We start from the raw sequence: 16,969 nt of genomic DNA, 5'->3' as shown, positions 1-16,969 counted from the left end.
GGATCAAACACCACGCGACTCGACACTCAGTTTCACCGAAGGTTGCAGCCGTTTTTTCCGGATTCAGACGTGGCGTGCCCAGGGAATCAGCAGAAAGGCCAGACGCTTGAATGCAGGAATCCGGTTGCCGAGATTGCCGAGCATGGCCAGGTCGTACTGGTTCCAGACCTTGAAGACCAGGGTGCCGGCCAGATAGGTCAGGACGTAGAGAATGCCGACCAGCATCTGGTGCAGCGACGAGGGCGCGTCGGTGGCGATCAGCGCGCCCATCGAGATCGCTGCGGCGCTCAGCGAAGCGGCGGTCATGCGTGCGGCATCGCCGTAGGGCAGGGGCACTTTCAGCACCACGCGGACGCAGGCGAAGGAGAACAGGAACACGGCGGCCGTCGACAGCATGTGCGCGAAGATGGCGCCCTGCAGGCCGTAGGTCGGCACCAGCCACAGGGCCGCGGCTGTGCTGACGGCGACCGCGAAGAACGACTCGGCCGCGCGCAGGCGCTGGTTGTCGGTGATCGAGAGCAGGGCGCCGAAGGCTGCGTGGGAGAGGGTGAAGCCGCGGATGATCACCATCATCTGCAGGGCGAATGCGGCGGGCGCGTACTTGTCGCCGTACATCAGCGAAATGACCGGCGTGGCCCAGAAGAAGCCCACGCCGGTGAGCAGCAGCCCGAGGAAATGGAAATAGCGGACGGCGTCGCCGGCAATGCGGTTGACGCGGTCCCGCCCGCCTGCACCGAAGGCGTTGGCCATCATCGGCATCAGCACCGTGGTGAGTCCGGTGGACAGCAACTCGACCCCGCCGCGGGTCAGCGTGGCCGCGATGGTGAAGAAGCCCACGGCCTCCGCCCCGGCCAGCTTGTTCAGCAGGAAGGTCTCGACCGCCTTGTTGCTGAAGGCGAAGACGAAGGTGGACACCATGGTCCAGAAGAGGTGCGGGCGGACCCGCTGCAGGAGCGTCTCCTCGCAGTCCCTTCCACCCTTGCGGATGTCGGCGCGGCGCAACTGGAACGTCGCCATGATGGGGTGGGCGACCGAAATCAGCAGGAACAGCAGCATGAAGCCTTCCAGCGGCACCCCCATCGCCGCCAGCACACCGGCGCCGACCAGATTGACCAGACTGAGGGCGCTGACCGAACTGGCCTCGACGCCGAAGCGCCCATGGCCCTTGGCGACCGAAATGCTGAACAGGTACCAGGCCTTGGTCGCCGACGCCACCAGTGCCACGAAGGCGAAGTAGGTGAGGTGGCCTTCCCAGCCGGCCGGCTTGAGGATCGGGACCCCCGCCAGGAACAGCCCACCCACCACGAGCAGCGACCAGCCCTGGCGCTTCTGGAACCAGCGGTGCAGCGCCTGCGCGCCCGCGCTGTCCCCGCGCCCGAGGGTTTCCGAGACGAAGCGGATGGCGGAGGTGGTGAGGCCGTGGTTCATCAGCAGCACCAGCACACCCGACAGCCAGATCAGGTAGGCATAGCGGCCGAAGTCGGCGGGACCGAGCCCGCGCGCCACGAGCATGCTGGCCACCAGACCGGCGGCATAGGCGACATAGGTCGACCCCGTCATCAGCAAGGCCGAGCGCAGCATGGCCTTGGCGCCAAACTGATTGCTCATCGTGTCAACCTGACGGGCAGGGGCGTCGTGCAGCCCGGTGCAATAGAAAACCCTGCCATCAATCGGACCTGACGGTCTCCGTGAACTCTGAAAGCGCCGAAGTGTAGGTCAATCGGCAACCTGTCGATGTCGGTGGGTGGCCATGCGCACCATGCGGGCCACGAACTGGGCGGCACTGCGCTCGCGTGGCATGAAGCGGGGCAGCTGGAAAGGGTCCGCGTCTTCGGATGCGACGCCGACGGCGGTGGAGACGGCCGCCCTGTACCCCGCGCTGGTCACCATGCCGGCATGCGCAGAGGTGTAGTCCAGATTCGGCTTGCCGTTCGGATAGGCGAAGCACAGCGGCTGCCGGCCCGTCAGCGTGGTGAGGTGGTCGCGGTTGGTCTCGATCTCGCGCCGGGCGGCCTCGCCATCGACACGGGCCAGGATGGGGTGGTTGACCGTGTGGCCACCAATGTCGACACCGGCGTCGGACATGGCCTTGACGTGCTTGTCCTCCATCATCAGGTCGGTCGGCAGGTGCGAGCCGGCGCGGCGGCACAGGTCTTCGCAGAAGTCGTCGCGCTCGACTGGATCGAGGTACTTGACCGCCTTGGTCAGCTCGCCGATCAGCGTGCGGCGCGAGCTGAGATCGCTCACCAGCCGCTTGCCGAGTCCGACGCGCGACAGGTCGATCTCGCCGGTGTCGAGGCGCCGCACGGTTTCGACCACCGAGTCGTTGAACATGCGGCCGCCATTGAGGAAGCCCGAGGCCACGAACACGGTGGCCGGCAGCTTGAACTCGCGCAGCAGCGGCAGTGCCAGATCGTGGTTGTCGCGGTAGCCGTCATCGAAGGTGATGCAGGCCGCGCCCGGCGGCAGGCCGCCACTGCGCAGAAGTTCGGCCGCCTCATGCAACGGGAGCACGTTGAAAGCGCCCGCCAGCGTCCGGAACTGCTCGGCCAGCAGCGCCTGGTGCGGCACATCGGGTTGCAGCGGATCGGGCTCGGTCAATACCCGGTGGTACATCAGGATGGGCAGAAGATTGGTGCCAGATGGATATCGGGCCTGAACAAACCAGCGTGCAATCGGACGAGAAATCCTGATCATTAGAGTTACTCCCACTCCCCGGGCGGTGTTCCCGTAGCATTGATATTATCCGTAAGGTATCTGAACGTTTCCATCAGAGCAGACCGCATCCTGCAAGTCGGGCACCGTATCGCCTTGACGTGCGATGTAAATGAAAATTAAGGTTCCGGACTTGCAGATCTGGTAGTACCCAGGGCGGTGCCTGCTGAAAACACATGGGCGCAGCCATCCGGATGGACTGGATGTCGACGATCAATCTGCCGTATTGTGAAGCGTGCCAGCGGTCCGGACGTGGAAACGGTCATGAATTTTGCGCTTGCGGGCGCCTGTTTTCTGTTTTCGTACCCGATCGTGACAGATCCGACCAATGCCAAGCTGACTCCAGAATGAAGCGCCTGATCGAGTGCCGGTTCATTGTAGACCGCAACAATTGTTGAGATTAGCATTGTCAATGACAAGAAAAGCAGCCTGCTTGTGATCAGGTTCTCGACTGAGTCTGAAGATTGGTAATAGCGAGCTTGACAAGTGATTGATGTATCGATAGTTCTACCAACATTCAACCGGGTGGACGTGATCGGACGCGCCGTGGCCAGTGTCCTGATGCAGTCCCACCGGGATTGGGAACTGATCGTGGTCGACGATGGCTCGACCGACGGCACACGCGCCCGGATCGAGGCGCTGGACCCGCGCATCCGCTACATCGAACAGTCCAATCAGGGCGTGTATGTCGCCCGCAATACCGGCCTCAACGCCGCACGCGGGCGATTGGTGACTTTCATGGATTCCGATGACGAGTGGTTGCCGCATTTCCTCGCGCTGACCACGGCTTTTCTGAACGCGCATCCTGACCGCCATTGGGTGAGCACCGAATTTGTCGAAGACCTGGGCGATGGTTCGCCCCCGATCCTCCATGATCGGCATGACATCGGCGTTCTTTACGACGGTTTTGCCCGGGCGATCCGCTCGCGTGCACTGTTGTTGCCTACGGGTGTCAAGGACGACTATCTGCGCGTTTACGACCGCAAGCGCATCGTCGGCGCCTGGGGCCGCGAGATCGTCGAGTCCCTCGGCCGCCCGGACGCCATGGTCTACGAGGGCGAACTGTTCCGCCACATGCGCTGGGGCTATCTGAACTGGCTGCCGGTGACCGTGTGCCGGCGCGAGGCCCTGGCGCAGATCGGCCCGTTCGCCACCCACACGCGCAGTGCCGCCGACTACCACTTCCTCGCCCGTCTGGCCCGCGAATTCCCGGCCAGCATGATCGCGGTGCCCTCGGCGATCAAGTACGAGCGGGCCGCTGGCAACCAGGTGCTGGCGCAGGCGCATCTGGCCACGGGCAGCGGGGCGTTCCGCTTCGAGGTCAACAAGCTCGGTTTCTTCGACGAACTCTATGCCGGACCTGCCTGCACGGACCCGGAGACGCTCCGGCTGCGCCGGCACTACTGTCTGGCGACCGGGCACCGGGCGCTGGGTCTGGGATTGCGGTCCGAGGCCGTCAACTACCTCCAGCAGGCGGCGGCGGGGCAGCGTGGCCTGTGGGTGGCCTGGCCGATGCTGGCCCTGGCCCGACTGGCGCCGAGCGACGCGGCCGCCGCCCTGCTGTACGGGGGCTGGACCCGGTGCGCGGATGTCCTCGGCCGCATCCTGGCCGGCCGTCTGACGCTGCCGGCCGCCACGCGCAAGGTGCTGCAGCGCTTGCGGACCGGATCCGCGCCTGCGCAGGCCGGACGCGGTGGGGGACGGACGGTGACGGATGTCGCGCTGGCCGATCTGGCGCTGCATGCGCCAGCGGCGTGCGTGGTGGCTCAGCGCCCGGGTGGGCTGGTGGGCGAACGCTCGTCGCTGCCGTCGGCATAGCGGCGCCAGCCGTCCATCGCGCCGCGCATCAGGTGCACCTGCTTCGAGAAGCGGGTGCAGCCCCGGCAGTAGCCGAGGTGGACGCGGATCAGCACCCGCTCGCCCAGCGGCAGCGCGCGGTCTTCGCCTTCGAGCACGAGGCGGACGGTGTCCTGGCAGGTCAGTTTCAGTCGCATGGGCTTGTTCCGTTCAGGTCTGCGCCCCTTGTCCGGCGAACCAGGTCCCTTGCAGGCATTCCCGCAGCCGCAGCCGCGCACGGTGCAGCAGCACGAACAGGTTGGTCGCGCTGACGCCGGTTTCCTTACAGATCTCGTCGGTGTCCAGTTCCAGCCACTCGCGCATCAGGAAGACGCGGCCCTGCTGGCCCGGCAGGTGCTCCATGCAGGCTTCGAGCACCTCGAAGAACTGCCGCTGTCCCAGTGCGGCGCCCGGATTGCCCCAGTCGGCCGGCATCTCCCGCCAGTGGCCATCGGCCCGGAACAGCAACGCGTCCAGATCCTCCCGGTCGTCGTCGTCCGAGGTGGTCGAGACCTCGCGCCGGTGCCGGCGGATCTGGTCGATCACCTTGTGCTTGAGGATGCCGATCAGCCAGGTCTTCAGCTGGGCTGCGCCGGTGTAGGCCTGCGGCTTCTCCAGCGCTGCCAGCAGCGTCTCGGACACGGCATCCTCCGCCCAGGCGTCATTGCGCAACTGGTTGCGGGCGTAGCGCAGCAGTTGCGGACGCAGGGCTTGCACCTGCCGGGCGAAGTCGCTCATGGAGGAGGAATCGGCATCGATCCAAAAAAAGTGTTGTCGGCAGTGTAAGGACTCCGGGGTGCCGTGCGACAGAGTCCTGTCCGCTGAACAATACCGCCGCTCAGGGGGCTCAGCGAGATGCCCACCCTGACCACGTTCCTTTCATCCTTTCACTGGAGTACCGACATGAACCAGCGCCTCATCCTCTCTTCCGCCCTCGCTTCCGTCCTCGCCATGGGCGCCATTGCCCCGGCCGCTGCGCAAGACAAGGCCAAAGAAAAGTGCTTCGGCATCGCCAAGGCCGGCCAGAACGACTGCGCCAACCTCTCGGGCACCCACTCCTGCGCCGGCCAGAGCAAGGCCGACATGGGCGCTGACGAATGGAAGTACGTCCCCAAGGGCACCTGCAAGGACATGAAGGGCATGACGGCCGAAGAGGCCAAGATGGGCATGAAGAAGTAAGGAGCCCGCCATGCCTGCACCGACCGCTGCAGGCATCGGCCTGCGCCAGCCCCACGCGGCGCTGCTCCGGCAGCAGCGACCGCCGCTGGGCTTCCTCGAAGTCCACAGCGAGAACTACTTCGCCCCGGGCGGCGCCGCCCGCGCCGTGCTCGCCGATCTGCGCCAGGACTACGCCGTCAGCCTGCACGGGGTTGGCCTGTCGCTCGGCAGCGCCTGCGGGCTGGACGCGTGGCACCTCGACCGGCTGGCTGAGCTTGTCACCGCTGTCGAGCCCCTGCGCGTGTCCGACCACGCCAGCTTTGCCCGGGTCGATCCGGGGCGGGGCGCGTCGGTCTGGCATGGCAGCGACCTGCTGCCGATCGCCTTCACCGACGCTGCGCTGGCGATCCTGGTCAGCAACGTGCAGCAGGTGCAGGAGCGCCTGCGCCGCCCGATCCTGGTCGAGAACCTGAGCGCCTACCTGGCGTGGGCTGACGACGGTCTGGCCGAACCCGATTTCTTCAACGCCCTGGCGCAGCGCAGCGGCTGCGGCGTGCTGCTCGACGTGAACAACCTCGTCGTCAACGCGCTGAACGCGGGAGACGACGAAGCCGCCGCCGTGCGCCGCGCCTGTGCCTGGGTCGACCGGCTCGCGCCCGGTGTGGCCGGCGAGATCCACCTGGCCGGCTATGCCGAGACCGACACGCTGGTCATCGACGACCACGGCAGCCGCGTCCACCCGCCCGTCTGGCAGGTCTATGCGCACGCCGTGCGGCGCCATGGTCCGGTGCCGACGCTGATCGAGTGGGACACCGACCTGCCGACGCTTGACGTGCTGCTGGCCGAAGCCGCACAGGCCGACGCCGTGCAGCAGGAGGCCTGCGCATGAGCACCGACGACGCACGCCAGCGCGAGCAGATCCGCCAGCGGATGCTGATGCAGGCGCTGCGCACGGGCCAGCCCGGCGCGCTCACCGGCTGGACCCGCGCCCCGGCCCGCGCCGATCTGGCCCGCGGCCTCACGGTCTACACGGCCAACGCCGCCGTCAACGCGGAGCGGGCGCTGGCGGCCCGCTACCCGACGGTGCAAGCGATGCTCGGCGACGAGACCTTCGCGCCGATGGCCCGCGCCTTCTGGCGCCGGTCGCCACCCGCGCGCGGCGATCTGGCGCAGTGGGGTGACGACTTGCCCGCCTTCCTCGCCGACGCCGCGCAACTGGCCGAGCTGCCGTATCTGGCCGATGTGGCGCGGCTGGACGGTGCGGTGGCGCAGGCCGAGGGTGCGGCCGATGTAGCGCCGGACCTGTCCACGCTGATGCGGCTGGGCGACACCGATCCGGACCGCCTCGTGCTGCGCCCGGCGCCCGGGCTGGCACTGCTGGAGAGCGCGCACCCGGTCGTCACCATCTGGCGCGCACACCATGACCCGCAGCAGACCGCACGGGCCGATCCCTTTGCGGACGCCCGTCTGGCCTTGGCCGAGCAACGCGCCGAGACGGCGCTGGTCTGGCGCCAGGGCTGGGTCGTGCGGGTGGCGGCGGTCGATGCGCCGACCGCCGATTTCCTGCGCTGCACCTTGCTGCAAGGGCAGGCGCTGGCCGGGGCGCTGGATGTACCCGACTTTGATTTTGCGCACTGGCTCGCCCCCGCGGTGGCCGATGGCCTGCTAGTGCGCATCGATGTGACCTTGTGAGCACCCGACCTCTGTCTGGAGACCCCCATGCTGACCGACATACTCCCCATCCTTCGCCGCGGCCATGCCCGTGTGATTGATCTCTGCGAATCGCTGCAGCCGCTGGCGCAACTGGCGGCGCGGCTGTTCGTCGCCAAGGTTTTTTTCCTGTCCGGCCTGACCAAGCTGCGCGACTGGGAGACGACGCTGGCGCTGTTCACCGACGAATACCACGTGCCGCTGCTGCCGCCCGAACTGGCGGCGTTCGCGGGCACGGCGGGCGAGATCGTCCTGCCCATCCTGCTGGTGCTGGGGCTGGGCGGGCGCTTCGCGGCGCTGGGGCTGTCGGTGATGAACGTGGTCGCGGTGCTGAGCGTGCCGGAGATGCCGGAAGCGGCGTTCGCGCTGCATGTGTTCTGGGGCAGCCTGCTGGCCGGGCTGGTGCTGTGGGGGCCGGGTCGGTGGTCGGCGGATGCGGTCATCGGGGCGCGCTTCCTCGGCGGGCGCCCCGCACTGGCATGATCGACCGTCGGTGCCTGATCGGCCGGCGCTTTTTCCATCCCTGAGGATTCCGTGAACCGACTTCCTGCTGCCCGTGCACTGTCCCGCCGTACCTTCCTGACTGCTGCGGTCGCGTCCGGCGCGCTGCCGGCCTGGGCGGTGCCCGCCGATTCGGCCACGTGGAAACGCATCGAGGCCGACGCGCGCGGCCAGACGGTCTACTTCAACGCCTGGGCGGGCAGCGAGCGCATCAACGCCTACCTGCAGTGGGTCGCGGGCGAGGTGCAGCGGCTGCATGGCGTCACGCTGCAGCACGTCAAGATCACCGACGCCGCCGAGGTGGTGCGCCGCGTGCGGGCCGAGAAGGCGGCCGGGCGCACGGCAGATGGCTCGGTCGATCTGCTGTGGATCAACGGCGAGAACTTCCTGACGATGAAGCGCGAGGCGCTGCTGTTCGGCCCCTGGGCGGAAGCGCTGCCCGCGTTTTCCGCGGTGGACGTGGTCGGCAAGCCGACGACGCGGCTGGATTTCTCCGAGCCGGTGGACGGCCTGGAAGCGCCCTGGGGCATGGCGCAGCTCACCTTCTTCGCCGACGGCCAGCGCGTGACGACCGTGCCCGACAACATCACCGAGCTGACCGCCTGGGCGCTGCGCCACCCGGGGCGCTTCACCTATCCGCGCCTGCCGCAGTTCCACGGCACCACCTTCATCAAGCAGGTGCTGATGGAAACCACCGCCGACCGCGCCGCGCTGGGCAAGCCGTACAGCGCCGAGGCGTTCGGCCGCGTCACGGCGCCGCTGTGGAAAGCGCTCGATGCGCTGCACCCGCACCTGTGGCGCCAGGGCCGGCTGTTCCCCGCCAGCGATGCGGTGGCGCGGCAGATGCTGGCCGATGGCGAGCTGTGGATCAGCCTGACCTTCAACCCGAACGAGGCGGCCAGCGAGATGCTGGCGGGCAAGCTGTCGTCGTCGGTCGTGAGCTACCAGCACAGCGGCGGCACGGTCGGCAACACGCACTTCGTGGCGATCCCGTTCAACGCCCGCGCCAGGGCGGGCGCGCAGGTGGTGGCGAACTTCCTGCTCTCGCCCGCGGCGCAGGCGCGCAAGGCGGATGTTCGGCAGTGGGGCGACCCGACCGTGCTGGCGATGGACCGACTCACGCCGGCTGAGCGGGCAGCTTTTCAGGCGAATCCTGTGCCGGGCGTTGTGCAGCGCGTGGCCCCGGTGTGGCCGGAGCCGCACGGTTCCTGGGTCGACCCGATCGAGCAGGAATGGCTGCGGCGCTACGGTCGCTGAGCGCGCCGTCGCCGGTCGCATGGCGCCTGGTGCGCTGGGCGGCGCGGGGGGCGGGTGTCGGGTTGGTGGCGTTGCCGCTGGGTCTGGCCCTGGTGGTGGCCTTGGGCGAAGCGGGGCAGCCCGCGGCGTGGCAAGCGCTGCGGGAGGATCCGCAGACGGGGCCTGCCCTGCGTTCGTCGCTGGTGTCCGGCCTGGGCAGCACGCTGATCGCCACCGCGCTGAGCCTGTGGCTGGCAACGCAGCTCTGGGACCGTCCGCCGTGGTTGGCGCTGCAGCGGCGCCTGCCCGCGATGCTGGCCGTGCCGCACGCGGCGCTGGCCATCGGGCTGCTGCTGCTGTGGATGCCGGGGGGCTGGATCGCCCGGCTGCTGGCGCCGCTGGCGGGCTGGGACGTGCCGCCGGACTGGGCCACGGTCAACGACCCGCACGCACTGGCGCTGACGCTCGCGCTGGTGCTCAAGGAAACCCCCTTCCTTCTCTGGACGATCGCGGCGCTGCTCGCGCGGCCGGACGTTGCGCCGCGGCTGCGCCAGCAACTCGCGCTCGGGCGCAGCCTGGGCTACGCGCCGGCGCAGGTCTGGTGGCGCGTGGTGTGGCCGGGGTGGGGCGGGGCGCTGGTGTGGCCGGTGGCGGCGGTTGCCGCGTACGGGCTGACGGTGGTGGACATGGCGCTGGTCCTCGGGCCGGGGGCGCCGCCGACGCTGGCGGTGCTGGCGTGGCAGTGGCTGCTGGATGCCGATCCGCTGCGCAATGCGCAAGGCGCCGCGGCGGCGTGCGTGCTGGTGGGCGTGATGGCCTTGGGCGCGGGGGTGTTGCTGGCGTCGAGCCGTGCGCTGCATCCCGTGCGCCAGGCCTGGTCCGTGCGCGGACCTCGCCACCCCGTCATCCCCGCGCAAGCGGGGACCCACGCAGGGCGCGGACGCTGGCGATCGTGGGTCCCCGCCTTCGCGGGGATGACGGAAGGGGGGGCGGCGGTGACGGAGCGCGGTATCGCCGGGTTCTGGCTGGCGGCGGGGCTGGCGCTGGTCGTCGCCTCGGTCAGCGGGGTATGGCGCTTTCCGGCGCTGTGGCCGACCGTCTGGACGCTGGCCGCGTGGACGCAGGTCGGCGCCGCGGCCGGCACGCTGTGGACGACGCTGGCCGTGGCGCTGGCGGCGTCCGCGCTGTCGGTGGCGCTGGTGGTGCTGTGGCTGGAGGCGACCCCGCCCGCCTGGGACCGCGCCGCGACCGCCGCCGCGCTGGTGCCGGTCGTCGTGCCGGGCCTGCTGCTGATGGTGGGCGTCTACCGCATCGCGCTGGCGCTGCGGCTGGACGGGACGTTCACCGGGCTGGCGCTGGTCCATGCCTGGATGGCGCTGCCCTATGTGCTGGTGACGCTGCTGCCAGCGTGGCGGCGCTTCGACCCGCGGCACGCCTGGGTGGCGCAGACGCTTGGCCGTTCGCGGCTGGCGTTTGCGTGGCAGGTGAAGCGCCCGCTGCTGGCAGCGCCGCTGGCCTCGGCGCTGGCGGTGGGGTTCGCGGTCAGCGTGGGGCAGTACCTGCCGACGCTCTTCATCGGCGCCGGCCGGCTCGCCACCGTGACGACCGAGGCGGTCACGCTGTCCGCCGGCGGGCAGCGGGCGACCGGGGCGGCGTTCGCGGTGTTGCAGGCGCTGCTGCCGCTGCTCGGGTTCGCGTTGGCCGGCATCGTCGGTCGGGCGCAGGCGGTGCGGCCATGACGCTGCGGCTGGTCGATGTGACCGTCACGCTGCACGGCCGCGTGCTGGTCGGGCCGGTGAACGCGGTGGTGGCGCCCGGCGAGGTGCTGGCCGTCACCGGGCCGAGCGGCTGCGGCAAGAGTTCGCTGCTGCAGGCGCTGGCCGGGCTGGCCACGCCGCCGCTGCAGGCCAGTGGCGGGCTGTGGCAGGGTGATCTGGCCTTGCACACCCTGCCGGTCGAGGCACGCCGGCTCGGGCTGATGTTCCAGGACGACCTGCTGTTTCCGCACATGACCGCGCTCGACAACCTGCTGTTTGCCGTGCCCGCCGGTCGGCGTGCCGAGCGTGTCGCCCGCGCCGAGGCGGCGCTGGCCGAGGCTGGCCTGTCCGCGCACGCGGGCAAGCGTCCGCACCAGTTGTCCGGCGGCCAGCGGCAGCGGGTCGCCTTGCTGCGCACCTTGCTCGCCGCGCCGCGGGCGCTGCTGCTGGACGAGCCGTTCTCGCGGCTGGACGTGCCGCTGCGGGCCGCCATGCGGGCGCTGGTCTGGCAGACGCTGGCCCGCCACGGCCTGCCCGCCGTGCTGGTCACGCACGATCCGGCCGACATCCCGCCCGGCGCGCAGGTGCTGGCCTTGCCCGATCTGGGACCCGACCTGGGACCCGACTTCCATGGAGGCCCGGATGCTTGACCGCCAGGTGCTCGCCTGGCTCGCGCCCGCGGTGCAGCGGCTCGCCGGGGCGCTGGTGCGGCGTGGTGTGTCGGCAGACGCAGTGACGCTGGCCGGCGCGGCGGTGGGCTTGTCGGGCAGCGGGCTGGTGGCGCTGGGACATCCGCTGGCCGGGCTGCTGCTGATGGCGCTGGGCCGGCTGGCCGACGGGCTGGACGGCGCGGTCGCGCGACTGACCGCGCCGACGTCGCGCGGCGCCTTCCTCGACATCGCGCTCGATTTCCTGTTCTACGCCAGCGTGCCGCTCGCCTTCGCCGTGCTGGATCCGGCCAGCAACGCGCTGGCGGCGGCCGTGCTGCTGGCGGCGTTCATCGGCACCGGGTCGAGTTTTCTCGGCTTCGCCATCCTCGCCGAGCGGCAGGGGCTGAACAGCGCGGCGTACCCGCAAAAAGGCTTCTACTACCTCGGCGGCCTGACCGAAGGCACCGAGACGCTGCTGTGCTTCACGGCCATGTGCCTGTGGCCGGCGGCGTTCCCCGCGCTGGCGCTGGGCTTTGCCGCGCTGTGCGGCCTGACGATTGGCACCCGGCTGCTCGCGGGATGGACGCTGCTCGACGCCGCGCCGAACAAGGACTCCCTCCCATGACCCGACGCCAATGGCTGATCCTGCTGACCGTGGTGGCGCTGGCCGCCGCGTTCTGGTTCTTTGACCTCGGCCACTGGCTGCGGCTGGAGACGCTGAAGGCGCGACAGACCGAACTGCGCGCCCTCTACGACGCCCGCCCGCTGGCGGTGATCGCCGTCTACATGGCGGTCTACGTCGCCGTCACCGCGCTGTCGCTGCCCGGCGCGGTGATCCTGACGCTGGCCGGCGGGGCGCTGTTCGGGCTGTGGACCGGGCTGGTGGTGGTGTCGCTGGCGTCCACCGCGGGCGCGACGCTGGCCTTCCTCGCGGCGCGCTACCTGCTGCGCGACAGCGTCACCCGCCGCTTCGGCGCGCGGCTGGACGAGGTTCACCGCGGCATCGACCGCAACGGCGCCTTCTACCTCTTCACGCTGCGCCTGGTGCCGCTGGTGCCGTTTTTCGTCATCAATCTGGTGATGGGCCTGACGAAGATGCCCGTGCGCCGCTACGCCTGGGTGAGCCAGCTCGGCATGTTGCCGGGCACGCTGGTCTACGTGAACGCGGGCACGGCGCTGGGCGGGCTGCAGTCGCTGTCGGGCATCGTGTCGCCGCAGCTGCTTGGGGCGTTTGCGCTGCTGGCGGTGTTTCCGTGGATCGCGCGGGCGGTGCTCGGTGGCTGGCAGGCGCGCCGGGTGCAGCAGCCCTGGGCGGCGCAGCGGCCGAAGCAGTACGACCGCAATCTGGTCGTCATCGGCGCTGGTGCGGCGGGGCTGGTGACGAGCTACATCGCCGCCGCCGTGCGGGCCAAGGTGACGCTGGTCGAGGCGCACCAGATGGGCGGCGACTGCCTGAACACCGGCTGCGTGCCGAGCAAGGCGCTCATCCGCGCCGCGAAACTGGCCCACGAGGTGACGCGGGCAAACGAGTTCGGCCTGACGGCGGCGCCGGCCACGGTCGATTTCGCGGCCGTGATGGACCGGGTCGCCGACGCCGTGCGGGGCGTGGCGCCGCACGACTCGGTCGAGCGCTACACGGCGCTGGGCGTGGATGTGCGGCAGGGCCACGCGCGGCTGGTGGATCCGTGGCATGTCGAGATCACGGCCGCGGACGGCACGCGCGAGCTGCTGAGCACCCGCGCCATCGTCATCGCCACGGGGGCTGCGCCGACGGTGCCGCCGCTGCCTGGCTTGCGGGACGTGGCCTTCCTGACCAGCGACACGCTGTGGGGGCTGCGCACGGCACCGCGGCGGCTCGCGGTGCTGGGCGGCGGGCCGATCGGCTGCGAACTCGCGCTGGCGCTGGCGCGGCTGGGTTGCGGGGTCACGCTGGTCGAGCAGGCGCCGCGGCTGCTGGCGCGTGAGGATGACGCGGTGAGCGCGCTGGCCGCCGACAGCCTCCGCGCCGCGGGCGTGGACCTGCGGCTGGGTGTCGCTGTACAGCGTGCGGAGGCCAGCGCAGCCGGCGCGCCGGACGGAACGCTGCACCTGGCGGACGGCGCGGCGGTGGCCTTCGACCGGCTGCTGGTCGCGGTCGGCCGCTCGGCGCGGCTGCAGGGCTTCGGGCTGGAGGCGCTCGGCATTCCGACCGGCCGCACCATCGAGACCAACGAATTCCTCGAAACGCTGCACCCGAACATCTACGCCTGCGGAGACGTCGCCGGACCATGGCAGTTCACGCACGCTGCTGGGCACCAGGCGTGGTCGGCAGCGGTCAACGCGCTGTTCGGGCAGTTCAAGCGCTTCCGCGTCGATGGCCGGGTGATGCCGGCGGTCACCTTCCTCGACCCCGAGATCGCCCGCGTCGGTCTGAACGAGCGCGAGGCGGCGGCGCAGGGCGTGGCGGTCGAGGTGACGCGCTACCCGCTCGACGATCTGGACCGCGCCATCGTCGAGCGCGAGACCACCGGCTTCATCCAGGTGCTGACCGAGCCGGGCGGCGACCGGATTCTCGGCGTCACCATCGTCGGCGCCCACGCGGGCGAGTTGCTCGCCGAATTCACACTCGCGATGAAACACGGGCTGGGGCTGAACAAGATCCTCGGCACGGTCCACCCGTACCCGAGCTGGTCCGACGCAGCCAAGCTCACCGCCGGACGCTGGAAGGACGCGCACAAGCCGGAAGGTGCCCTGCGCTGGCTGGCGCGTTACCACGCGTGGCGCAGGGGAGGCTGAGATGGCTGGGTGTGCTTGGTGCACGGGGTGGGTGCTCGCGTTCGCGGGCTTGGTGAGCACGGCGGATGCGCAGCAGACGGTGTTGCCGCCGCTGGTCACGGGGGACCGGGTCGGCGCTGGCTGGCAATTCAACGGCCTGCCCCAGCAGCAGTTGCCGCGGACCCAGTACGACAGCGTGCTGCTCGACGGCCAGCGCGTGCTGCGTGTCGAGGCCCGCGGCAGCTACGGCCATCTGGTCCAAGACCTGCCGCCGGGTACCGCGCCGGCTGCCGGCCAGCTGGTCTGGCGTTGGCGGCTGGACCGGCCCAATCCCCGCGCCGACCTGCGCCAGAAAGCGGGCGATGACGTGGCGCTGAAGGTGTGCGCTTCCTTTGACCTGCCGCTGGCGCAGGTGCCGTTCATCGAGCGCCAGGTGCTGCGTCTGGCGCGCAGCCGCACCGGGCAGGCGCTGCCGGCGGCGACGGTCTGCTATGTCTGGGATCCATTGCTGCCGGTCGGCACCGTGCTCGACAACGTCTACAGCCGGCGCCTGCGCATGGTCGTCGTGCGCGGGCAGGGCGACCCGCTGGGGGCGTGGGCGGACGAGCGGCGCGATGTGGCGGCGGATCTGCGCCGCCTGTTTGCGGACGAGCTGGAGACCGTGCTGCCGCCACTGACTGCGGTCGCCGTGTCGGGCGATGCCGACAACACCGGCGCGGACAGCCTGGGCTACGTCGCCACGCTGGGGTGGCGGCCGTGACGGCGGCGCAGCGCCTCGTTCTGCTCGGGGGTGGTCACGCGCAACTCGCGGTGCTGCAGGCCTTGGCGCGGAGCCGGCCGGCGCGTGTCGAGGTGGTGCTGGTCACGCCGGCGCCGCGGCAGGTCTACTCCGGGATGCTGCCCGGCTGGCTGGCGGGGCATTACACCGAAGCGCAGTGCGTGATCGCCCTGGCGCCGCTGGCCGCCGCCGCGGGCGTGACGCTGCGACAGGCGTCCGCCGTCGGGCTGGATGCGGCGGCGCGCACGGTGCGGCTCGACGATGGCGGCGTGCTCGGCTATGACGTTCTGTCGGTGAACACCGGCCCGGTGCAGGACCCGCGCGCGTGGGCGACGGGCGTGCCGACGTTGCGCCCCATCGAGGACTGGCTGGCCCGCACCACGCGCCGGCTGGCCGAGGCGCCGCCGCGGCGGGTCGTGGTGGTCGGCGGTGGCGCAGCGGGCTTCGAGCTGGCGCTGGCGTGGCGGCACCGGCTGGGGGCGGCGGCCGACGTGGTCCTCGTGGCGGGCGCCTCCGGGCTGCTGGCGAACTATCCCTCGGCCGTGCGGCGGCTGGGGCTGCGGGCCTTGGCGGATCGGGGCGTGCGCTGCATCGAGGGCGCCGCACGCGAGATCGCTGCCGACGCCGTGGTGACCGCGGACGGCCGGGTCTGGCCCGCCGACGAGGTCGTGCTGGCCACCGGCACGGTCGCGCCGCGCTGGCTGCAAGGCAGCGGGCTGGCGCTGGCACCGGATGGCGGACTGGCGACCTTGCCGACGCTGCAGAGCGTGTCGCACCCGGAGGTGTTCGCCGCGGGCGATGTCGCCAGCCGATTGGACCGGCCGCTGCCGAAGAGCGGGGTCTACGCGGTGCGGGCGGGCGCAGCGCTGGCGGCGAATGTGCTAGGCCGGCTGGCGGGACGGGCGCCGGTGCCCTGGGACGCCCCCGTGCGCACGCTGAATCTGCTCTCGCTGGGCGAGCGCAGCGCCATCGCCGCCTGGGGGCCGCTGGCGGTGCAGGGGCGCTGGGTCTGGCGCTGGAAGGACCGGATCGACCGCGGCTTCATGGCGCGCCACGGCACCGGGTCCGACCCGGCCACGACATAAAACGAAACACGGCGATACCTGCGGGAAAGGACAGCGCAGCACCGGGCAGGCACGATGGCTTCCATGTTGCAGCCGGTCTCAGACCGGGCGACACGCTCCACCCAGTTCAATCCGCAGAAGGAAACCTCACCATGCGTCCCCTGATCAAGCGCTCCCTGTTCGCCCTGGCCACTGCCGGTCTCGTGGTCGGTCTGTCTGCCTGTGGGCACAACCCCTTCAATGGCGATGGCCGTGGTGAAGGCCGCGGTGACCGCGAACACTCCATGGGCATGATGGGCCACGGTGAACACAGCCCGGCCGACATGCAGAAGCGCCACGACAAGATGATCGAGCGCGCCACGACCGAGCTGTCGCTCGACGCCGCCCAGAAGGCCAAGCTCGTCACCCTGATCGACACCATGCACGCCAAGCGCATGGCCATGATGGCCGCCAACGGCGGGCAGATGGGCCAGGGCAAGGCAGACATGAAGGGCCACGAAGGCCATGGCGGCCCCGGTGGCATGGGCGGCGGCATGATGCCGCGCGCCGAGATGCAGGCCCTCATCAAGGGCGACAAGTTCGACCGCGCCGGTGCCCAGGCCCTCGTCGACCAGAAGGCCAACGCCATGCGCTCCTCCGCGCCGGACGTCATCACCGCGATGGGCGATTTCTACGACAGCCTCAAGCCCGAGCAGCAGACCAAGGTCCGCGCCTTCATGGAACGTGGTCCGATGGGCCGCGGCATGATGGGTCGCCACGGCGGTTGAAGGAACCCCCTCCCGTCATCCCCGCGCAAGCGGGGACCCACTG

At 70.3% G+C, this 16,969-nt stretch carries 17 protein-coding genes; 13 read left to right on the top strand and 4 right to left on the bottom strand.

All coding sequences use genetic code 11. The annotated features are described in order from the left end of the window. Positions 1–63 precede the first annotated feature (63 nt). Positions 64–1,608 carry an oligosaccharide flippase family protein gene (locus tag AABN02_RS06765; protein WP_338414154.1) on the bottom strand — a complete coding sequence of 515 codons (1,545 nt, stop codon included), beginning with the start codon at positions 1,606–1,608 and terminating at the stop codon, positions 64–66. A 108-nt stretch (positions 1,609–1,716) separates the two neighbouring features. Further along, positions 1,717–2,616, bottom strand: coding sequence for a polysaccharide deacetylase family protein (locus AABN02_RS06760; protein WP_338414153.1), 900 nt, complete (start codon positions 2,614–2,616; stop codon positions 1,717–1,719). A 585-nt stretch (positions 2,617–3,201) separates the two neighbouring features. Here AABN02_RS06760 and AABN02_RS06755 point away from each other — a divergent pair. Continuing rightward, positions 3,202–4,533, top strand: a complete 1,332-nt coding sequence (locus AABN02_RS06755) for a glycosyltransferase family 2 protein (protein WP_338414152.1) — start codon at positions 3,202–3,204, stop codon at positions 4,531–4,533. On the opposite strand, the gene AABN02_RS06750 is transcribed toward AABN02_RS06755, so the two are convergent. Both AABN02_RS06750 and AABN02_RS06745 read right to left on the bottom strand, forming a co-directional pair. Further along, a complete protein-coding gene (locus AABN02_RS06750; RefSeq protein WP_338414151.1) occupies positions 4,482–4,709 on the bottom strand; it encodes a zf-HC2 domain-containing protein in 228 nt (75 codons plus the stop codon). The two genes, AABN02_RS06755 and AABN02_RS06750, sit on opposite strands and share 52 nt — an antisense overlap. A gap of 13 nt (positions 4,710–4,722) precedes the next feature. After that, entirely contained in the window at positions 4,723–5,289 is a 567-nt protein-coding gene (locus AABN02_RS06745) for a sigma-70 family RNA polymerase sigma factor (protein WP_338414150.1), read from the bottom strand. Between the two features lie 165 nt (positions 5,290–5,454). Between AABN02_RS06745 and AABN02_RS06740 the strand changes: the two genes are divergently transcribed. The 12 genes from AABN02_RS06740 to AABN02_RS06685 all read left to right on the top strand — a co-directional run bounded on the left by AABN02_RS06740 (position 5,455) and on the right by AABN02_RS06685 (position 16,926). Then, entirely contained in the window at positions 5,455–5,730 is a 276-nt protein-coding gene (locus tag AABN02_RS06740) for a DUF2282 domain-containing protein (RefSeq protein ID WP_338414149.1), read from the top strand. 10 nt (positions 5,731–5,740) lie between these two features. Next, on the top strand, positions 5,741–6,598 hold the full coding sequence (locus tag AABN02_RS06735) for a DUF692 domain-containing protein (RefSeq protein ID WP_338414148.1): 858 nt from the start codon (positions 5,741–5,743) through the stop codon (positions 6,596–6,598). After that, positions 6,595–7,401 carry a DNA-binding domain-containing protein gene (locus AABN02_RS06730; RefSeq protein ID WP_338414147.1) on the top strand — a complete coding sequence of 269 codons (807 nt, stop codon included), beginning with the start codon at positions 6,595–6,597 and terminating at the stop codon, positions 7,399–7,401. Before AABN02_RS06735 ends, AABN02_RS06730 begins: the two co-directional genes overlap by 4 nt. Before the next feature lie 27 nt (positions 7,402–7,428). After that, positions 7,429–7,902 carry a DoxX family protein gene (locus tag AABN02_RS06725; protein ID WP_338414146.1) on the top strand — a complete coding sequence of 158 codons (474 nt, stop codon included), beginning with the start codon at positions 7,429–7,431 and terminating at the stop codon, positions 7,900–7,902. A 51-nt stretch (positions 7,903–7,953) separates the two neighbouring features. Beyond that, complete coding sequence (locus AABN02_RS06720) at positions 7,954–9,177, top strand: ABC transporter substrate-binding protein (protein ID WP_338414145.1); 1,224 nt, start codon at positions 7,954–7,956, stop codon at positions 9,175–9,177. After that, positions 9,153–10,895 carry an ABC transporter permease gene (locus AABN02_RS06715; RefSeq protein WP_338414144.1) on the top strand — a complete coding sequence of 581 codons (1,743 nt, stop codon included), beginning with the start codon at positions 9,153–9,155 and terminating at the stop codon, positions 10,893–10,895. The genes AABN02_RS06720 and AABN02_RS06715 overlap by 25 nt, the downstream gene beginning before the upstream one ends. Further along, the gene (locus tag AABN02_RS06710) at positions 10,892–11,563 is read left to right on the top strand and encodes an ATP-binding cassette domain-containing protein (RefSeq protein ID WP_338414143.1); all 672 of its coding nucleotides are present in this window, start codon (positions 10,892–10,894) and stop codon (positions 11,561–11,563) included. Before AABN02_RS06715 ends, AABN02_RS06710 begins: the two co-directional genes overlap by 4 nt. Then, positions 11,556–12,188: a CDP-alcohol phosphatidyltransferase family protein gene (locus AABN02_RS06705; RefSeq protein ID WP_338414142.1), complete on the top strand. Its 633-nt coding sequence runs from the start codon at positions 11,556–11,558 to the stop codon at positions 12,186–12,188. Before AABN02_RS06710 ends, AABN02_RS06705 begins: the two co-directional genes overlap by 8 nt. Then, complete coding sequence (locus tag AABN02_RS06700; protein WP_338414141.1) at positions 12,185–14,338, top strand: FAD-dependent oxidoreductase; 2,154 nt, start codon at positions 12,185–12,187, stop codon at positions 14,336–14,338. The genes AABN02_RS06705 and AABN02_RS06700 overlap by 4 nt, the downstream gene beginning before the upstream one ends. A 1-nt stretch (position 14,339) precedes the next feature. Continuing rightward, complete coding sequence (locus tag AABN02_RS06695; protein WP_338414140.1) at positions 14,340–15,077, top strand: DUF3047 domain-containing protein; 738 nt, start codon at positions 14,340–14,342, stop codon at positions 15,075–15,077. Next, positions 15,065–16,180: an FAD-dependent oxidoreductase gene (locus AABN02_RS06690; protein WP_338414139.1), complete on the top strand. Its 1,116-nt coding sequence runs from the start codon at positions 15,065–15,067 to the stop codon at positions 16,178–16,180. The genes AABN02_RS06695 and AABN02_RS06690 overlap by 13 nt, the downstream gene beginning before the upstream one ends. A 131-nt stretch (positions 16,181–16,311) precedes the next feature. Beyond that, complete coding sequence (locus tag AABN02_RS06685) at positions 16,312–16,926, top strand: Spy/CpxP family protein refolding chaperone (protein WP_338414138.1); 615 nt, start codon at positions 16,312–16,314, stop codon at positions 16,924–16,926. The last annotated feature ends 43 nt before the right edge of the window (positions 16,927–16,969 follow it).

The organism is uncultured Sphaerotilus sp. (genome assembly GCF_963924895.1).
Taxonomy (GTDB): Bacteria; Pseudomonadota; Gammaproteobacteria; order Burkholderiales; family Burkholderiaceae_C; genus Sphaerotilus.
This window is presented reverse-complemented; position numbering and strand designations above follow the sequence as displayed.

Excerpts from the sequence above, each read along its gene's own strand:
- AABN02_RS06715 (WP_338414144.1), top strand. The coding sequence starts at position 9,153 with ATGGCTGCGGCGCTACGGTCGCTGAGCGCGCCGTCGCCGGTCGCATGG.
- AABN02_RS06760 (WP_338414153.1), bottom strand. The coding sequence starts at position 2,616 with ATGTACCACCGGGTATTGACCGAGCCCGATCCGCTGCAACCCGATGTG.
- AABN02_RS06685 (WP_338414138.1), top strand. The coding sequence starts at position 16,312 with ATGCGTCCCCTGATCAAGCGCTCCCTGTTCGCCCTGGCCACTGCCGGT.
- AABN02_RS06695 (WP_338414140.1), top strand. The coding sequence starts at position 14,340 with ATGGCTGGGTGTGCTTGGTGCACGGGGTGGGTGCTCGCGTTCGCGGGC.
- AABN02_RS06730 (WP_338414147.1), top strand. The coding sequence starts at position 6,595 with ATGAGCACCGACGACGCACGCCAGCGCGAGCAGATCCGCCAGCGGATG.
- AABN02_RS06765 (WP_338414154.1), bottom strand. The coding sequence starts at position 1,608 with ATGAGCAATCAGTTTGGCGCCAAGGCCATGCTGCGCTCGGCCTTGCTG.
- AABN02_RS06750 (WP_338414151.1), bottom strand. The coding sequence starts at position 4,709 with ATGCGACTGAAACTGACCTGCCAGGACACCGTCCGCCTCGTGCTCGAA.
- AABN02_RS06735 (WP_338414148.1), top strand. The coding sequence starts at position 5,741 with ATGCCTGCACCGACCGCTGCAGGCATCGGCCTGCGCCAGCCCCACGCG.
- AABN02_RS06705 (WP_338414142.1), top strand. The coding sequence starts at position 11,556 with ATGCTTGACCGCCAGGTGCTCGCCTGGCTCGCGCCCGCGGTGCAGCGG.
- AABN02_RS06710 (WP_338414143.1), top strand. The coding sequence starts at position 10,892 with ATGACGCTGCGGCTGGTCGATGTGACCGTCACGCTGCACGGCCGCGTG.
- AABN02_RS06725 (WP_338414146.1), top strand. The coding sequence starts at position 7,429 with ATGCTGACCGACATACTCCCCATCCTTCGCCGCGGCCATGCCCGTGTG.
- AABN02_RS06700 (WP_338414141.1), top strand. The coding sequence starts at position 12,185 with ATGACCCGACGCCAATGGCTGATCCTGCTGACCGTGGTGGCGCTGGCC.
- AABN02_RS06740 (WP_338414149.1), top strand. The coding sequence starts at position 5,455 with ATGAACCAGCGCCTCATCCTCTCTTCCGCCCTCGCTTCCGTCCTCGCC.
- AABN02_RS06745 (WP_338414150.1), bottom strand. The coding sequence starts at position 5,289 with ATGAGCGACTTCGCCCGGCAGGTGCAAGCCCTGCGTCCGCAACTGCTG.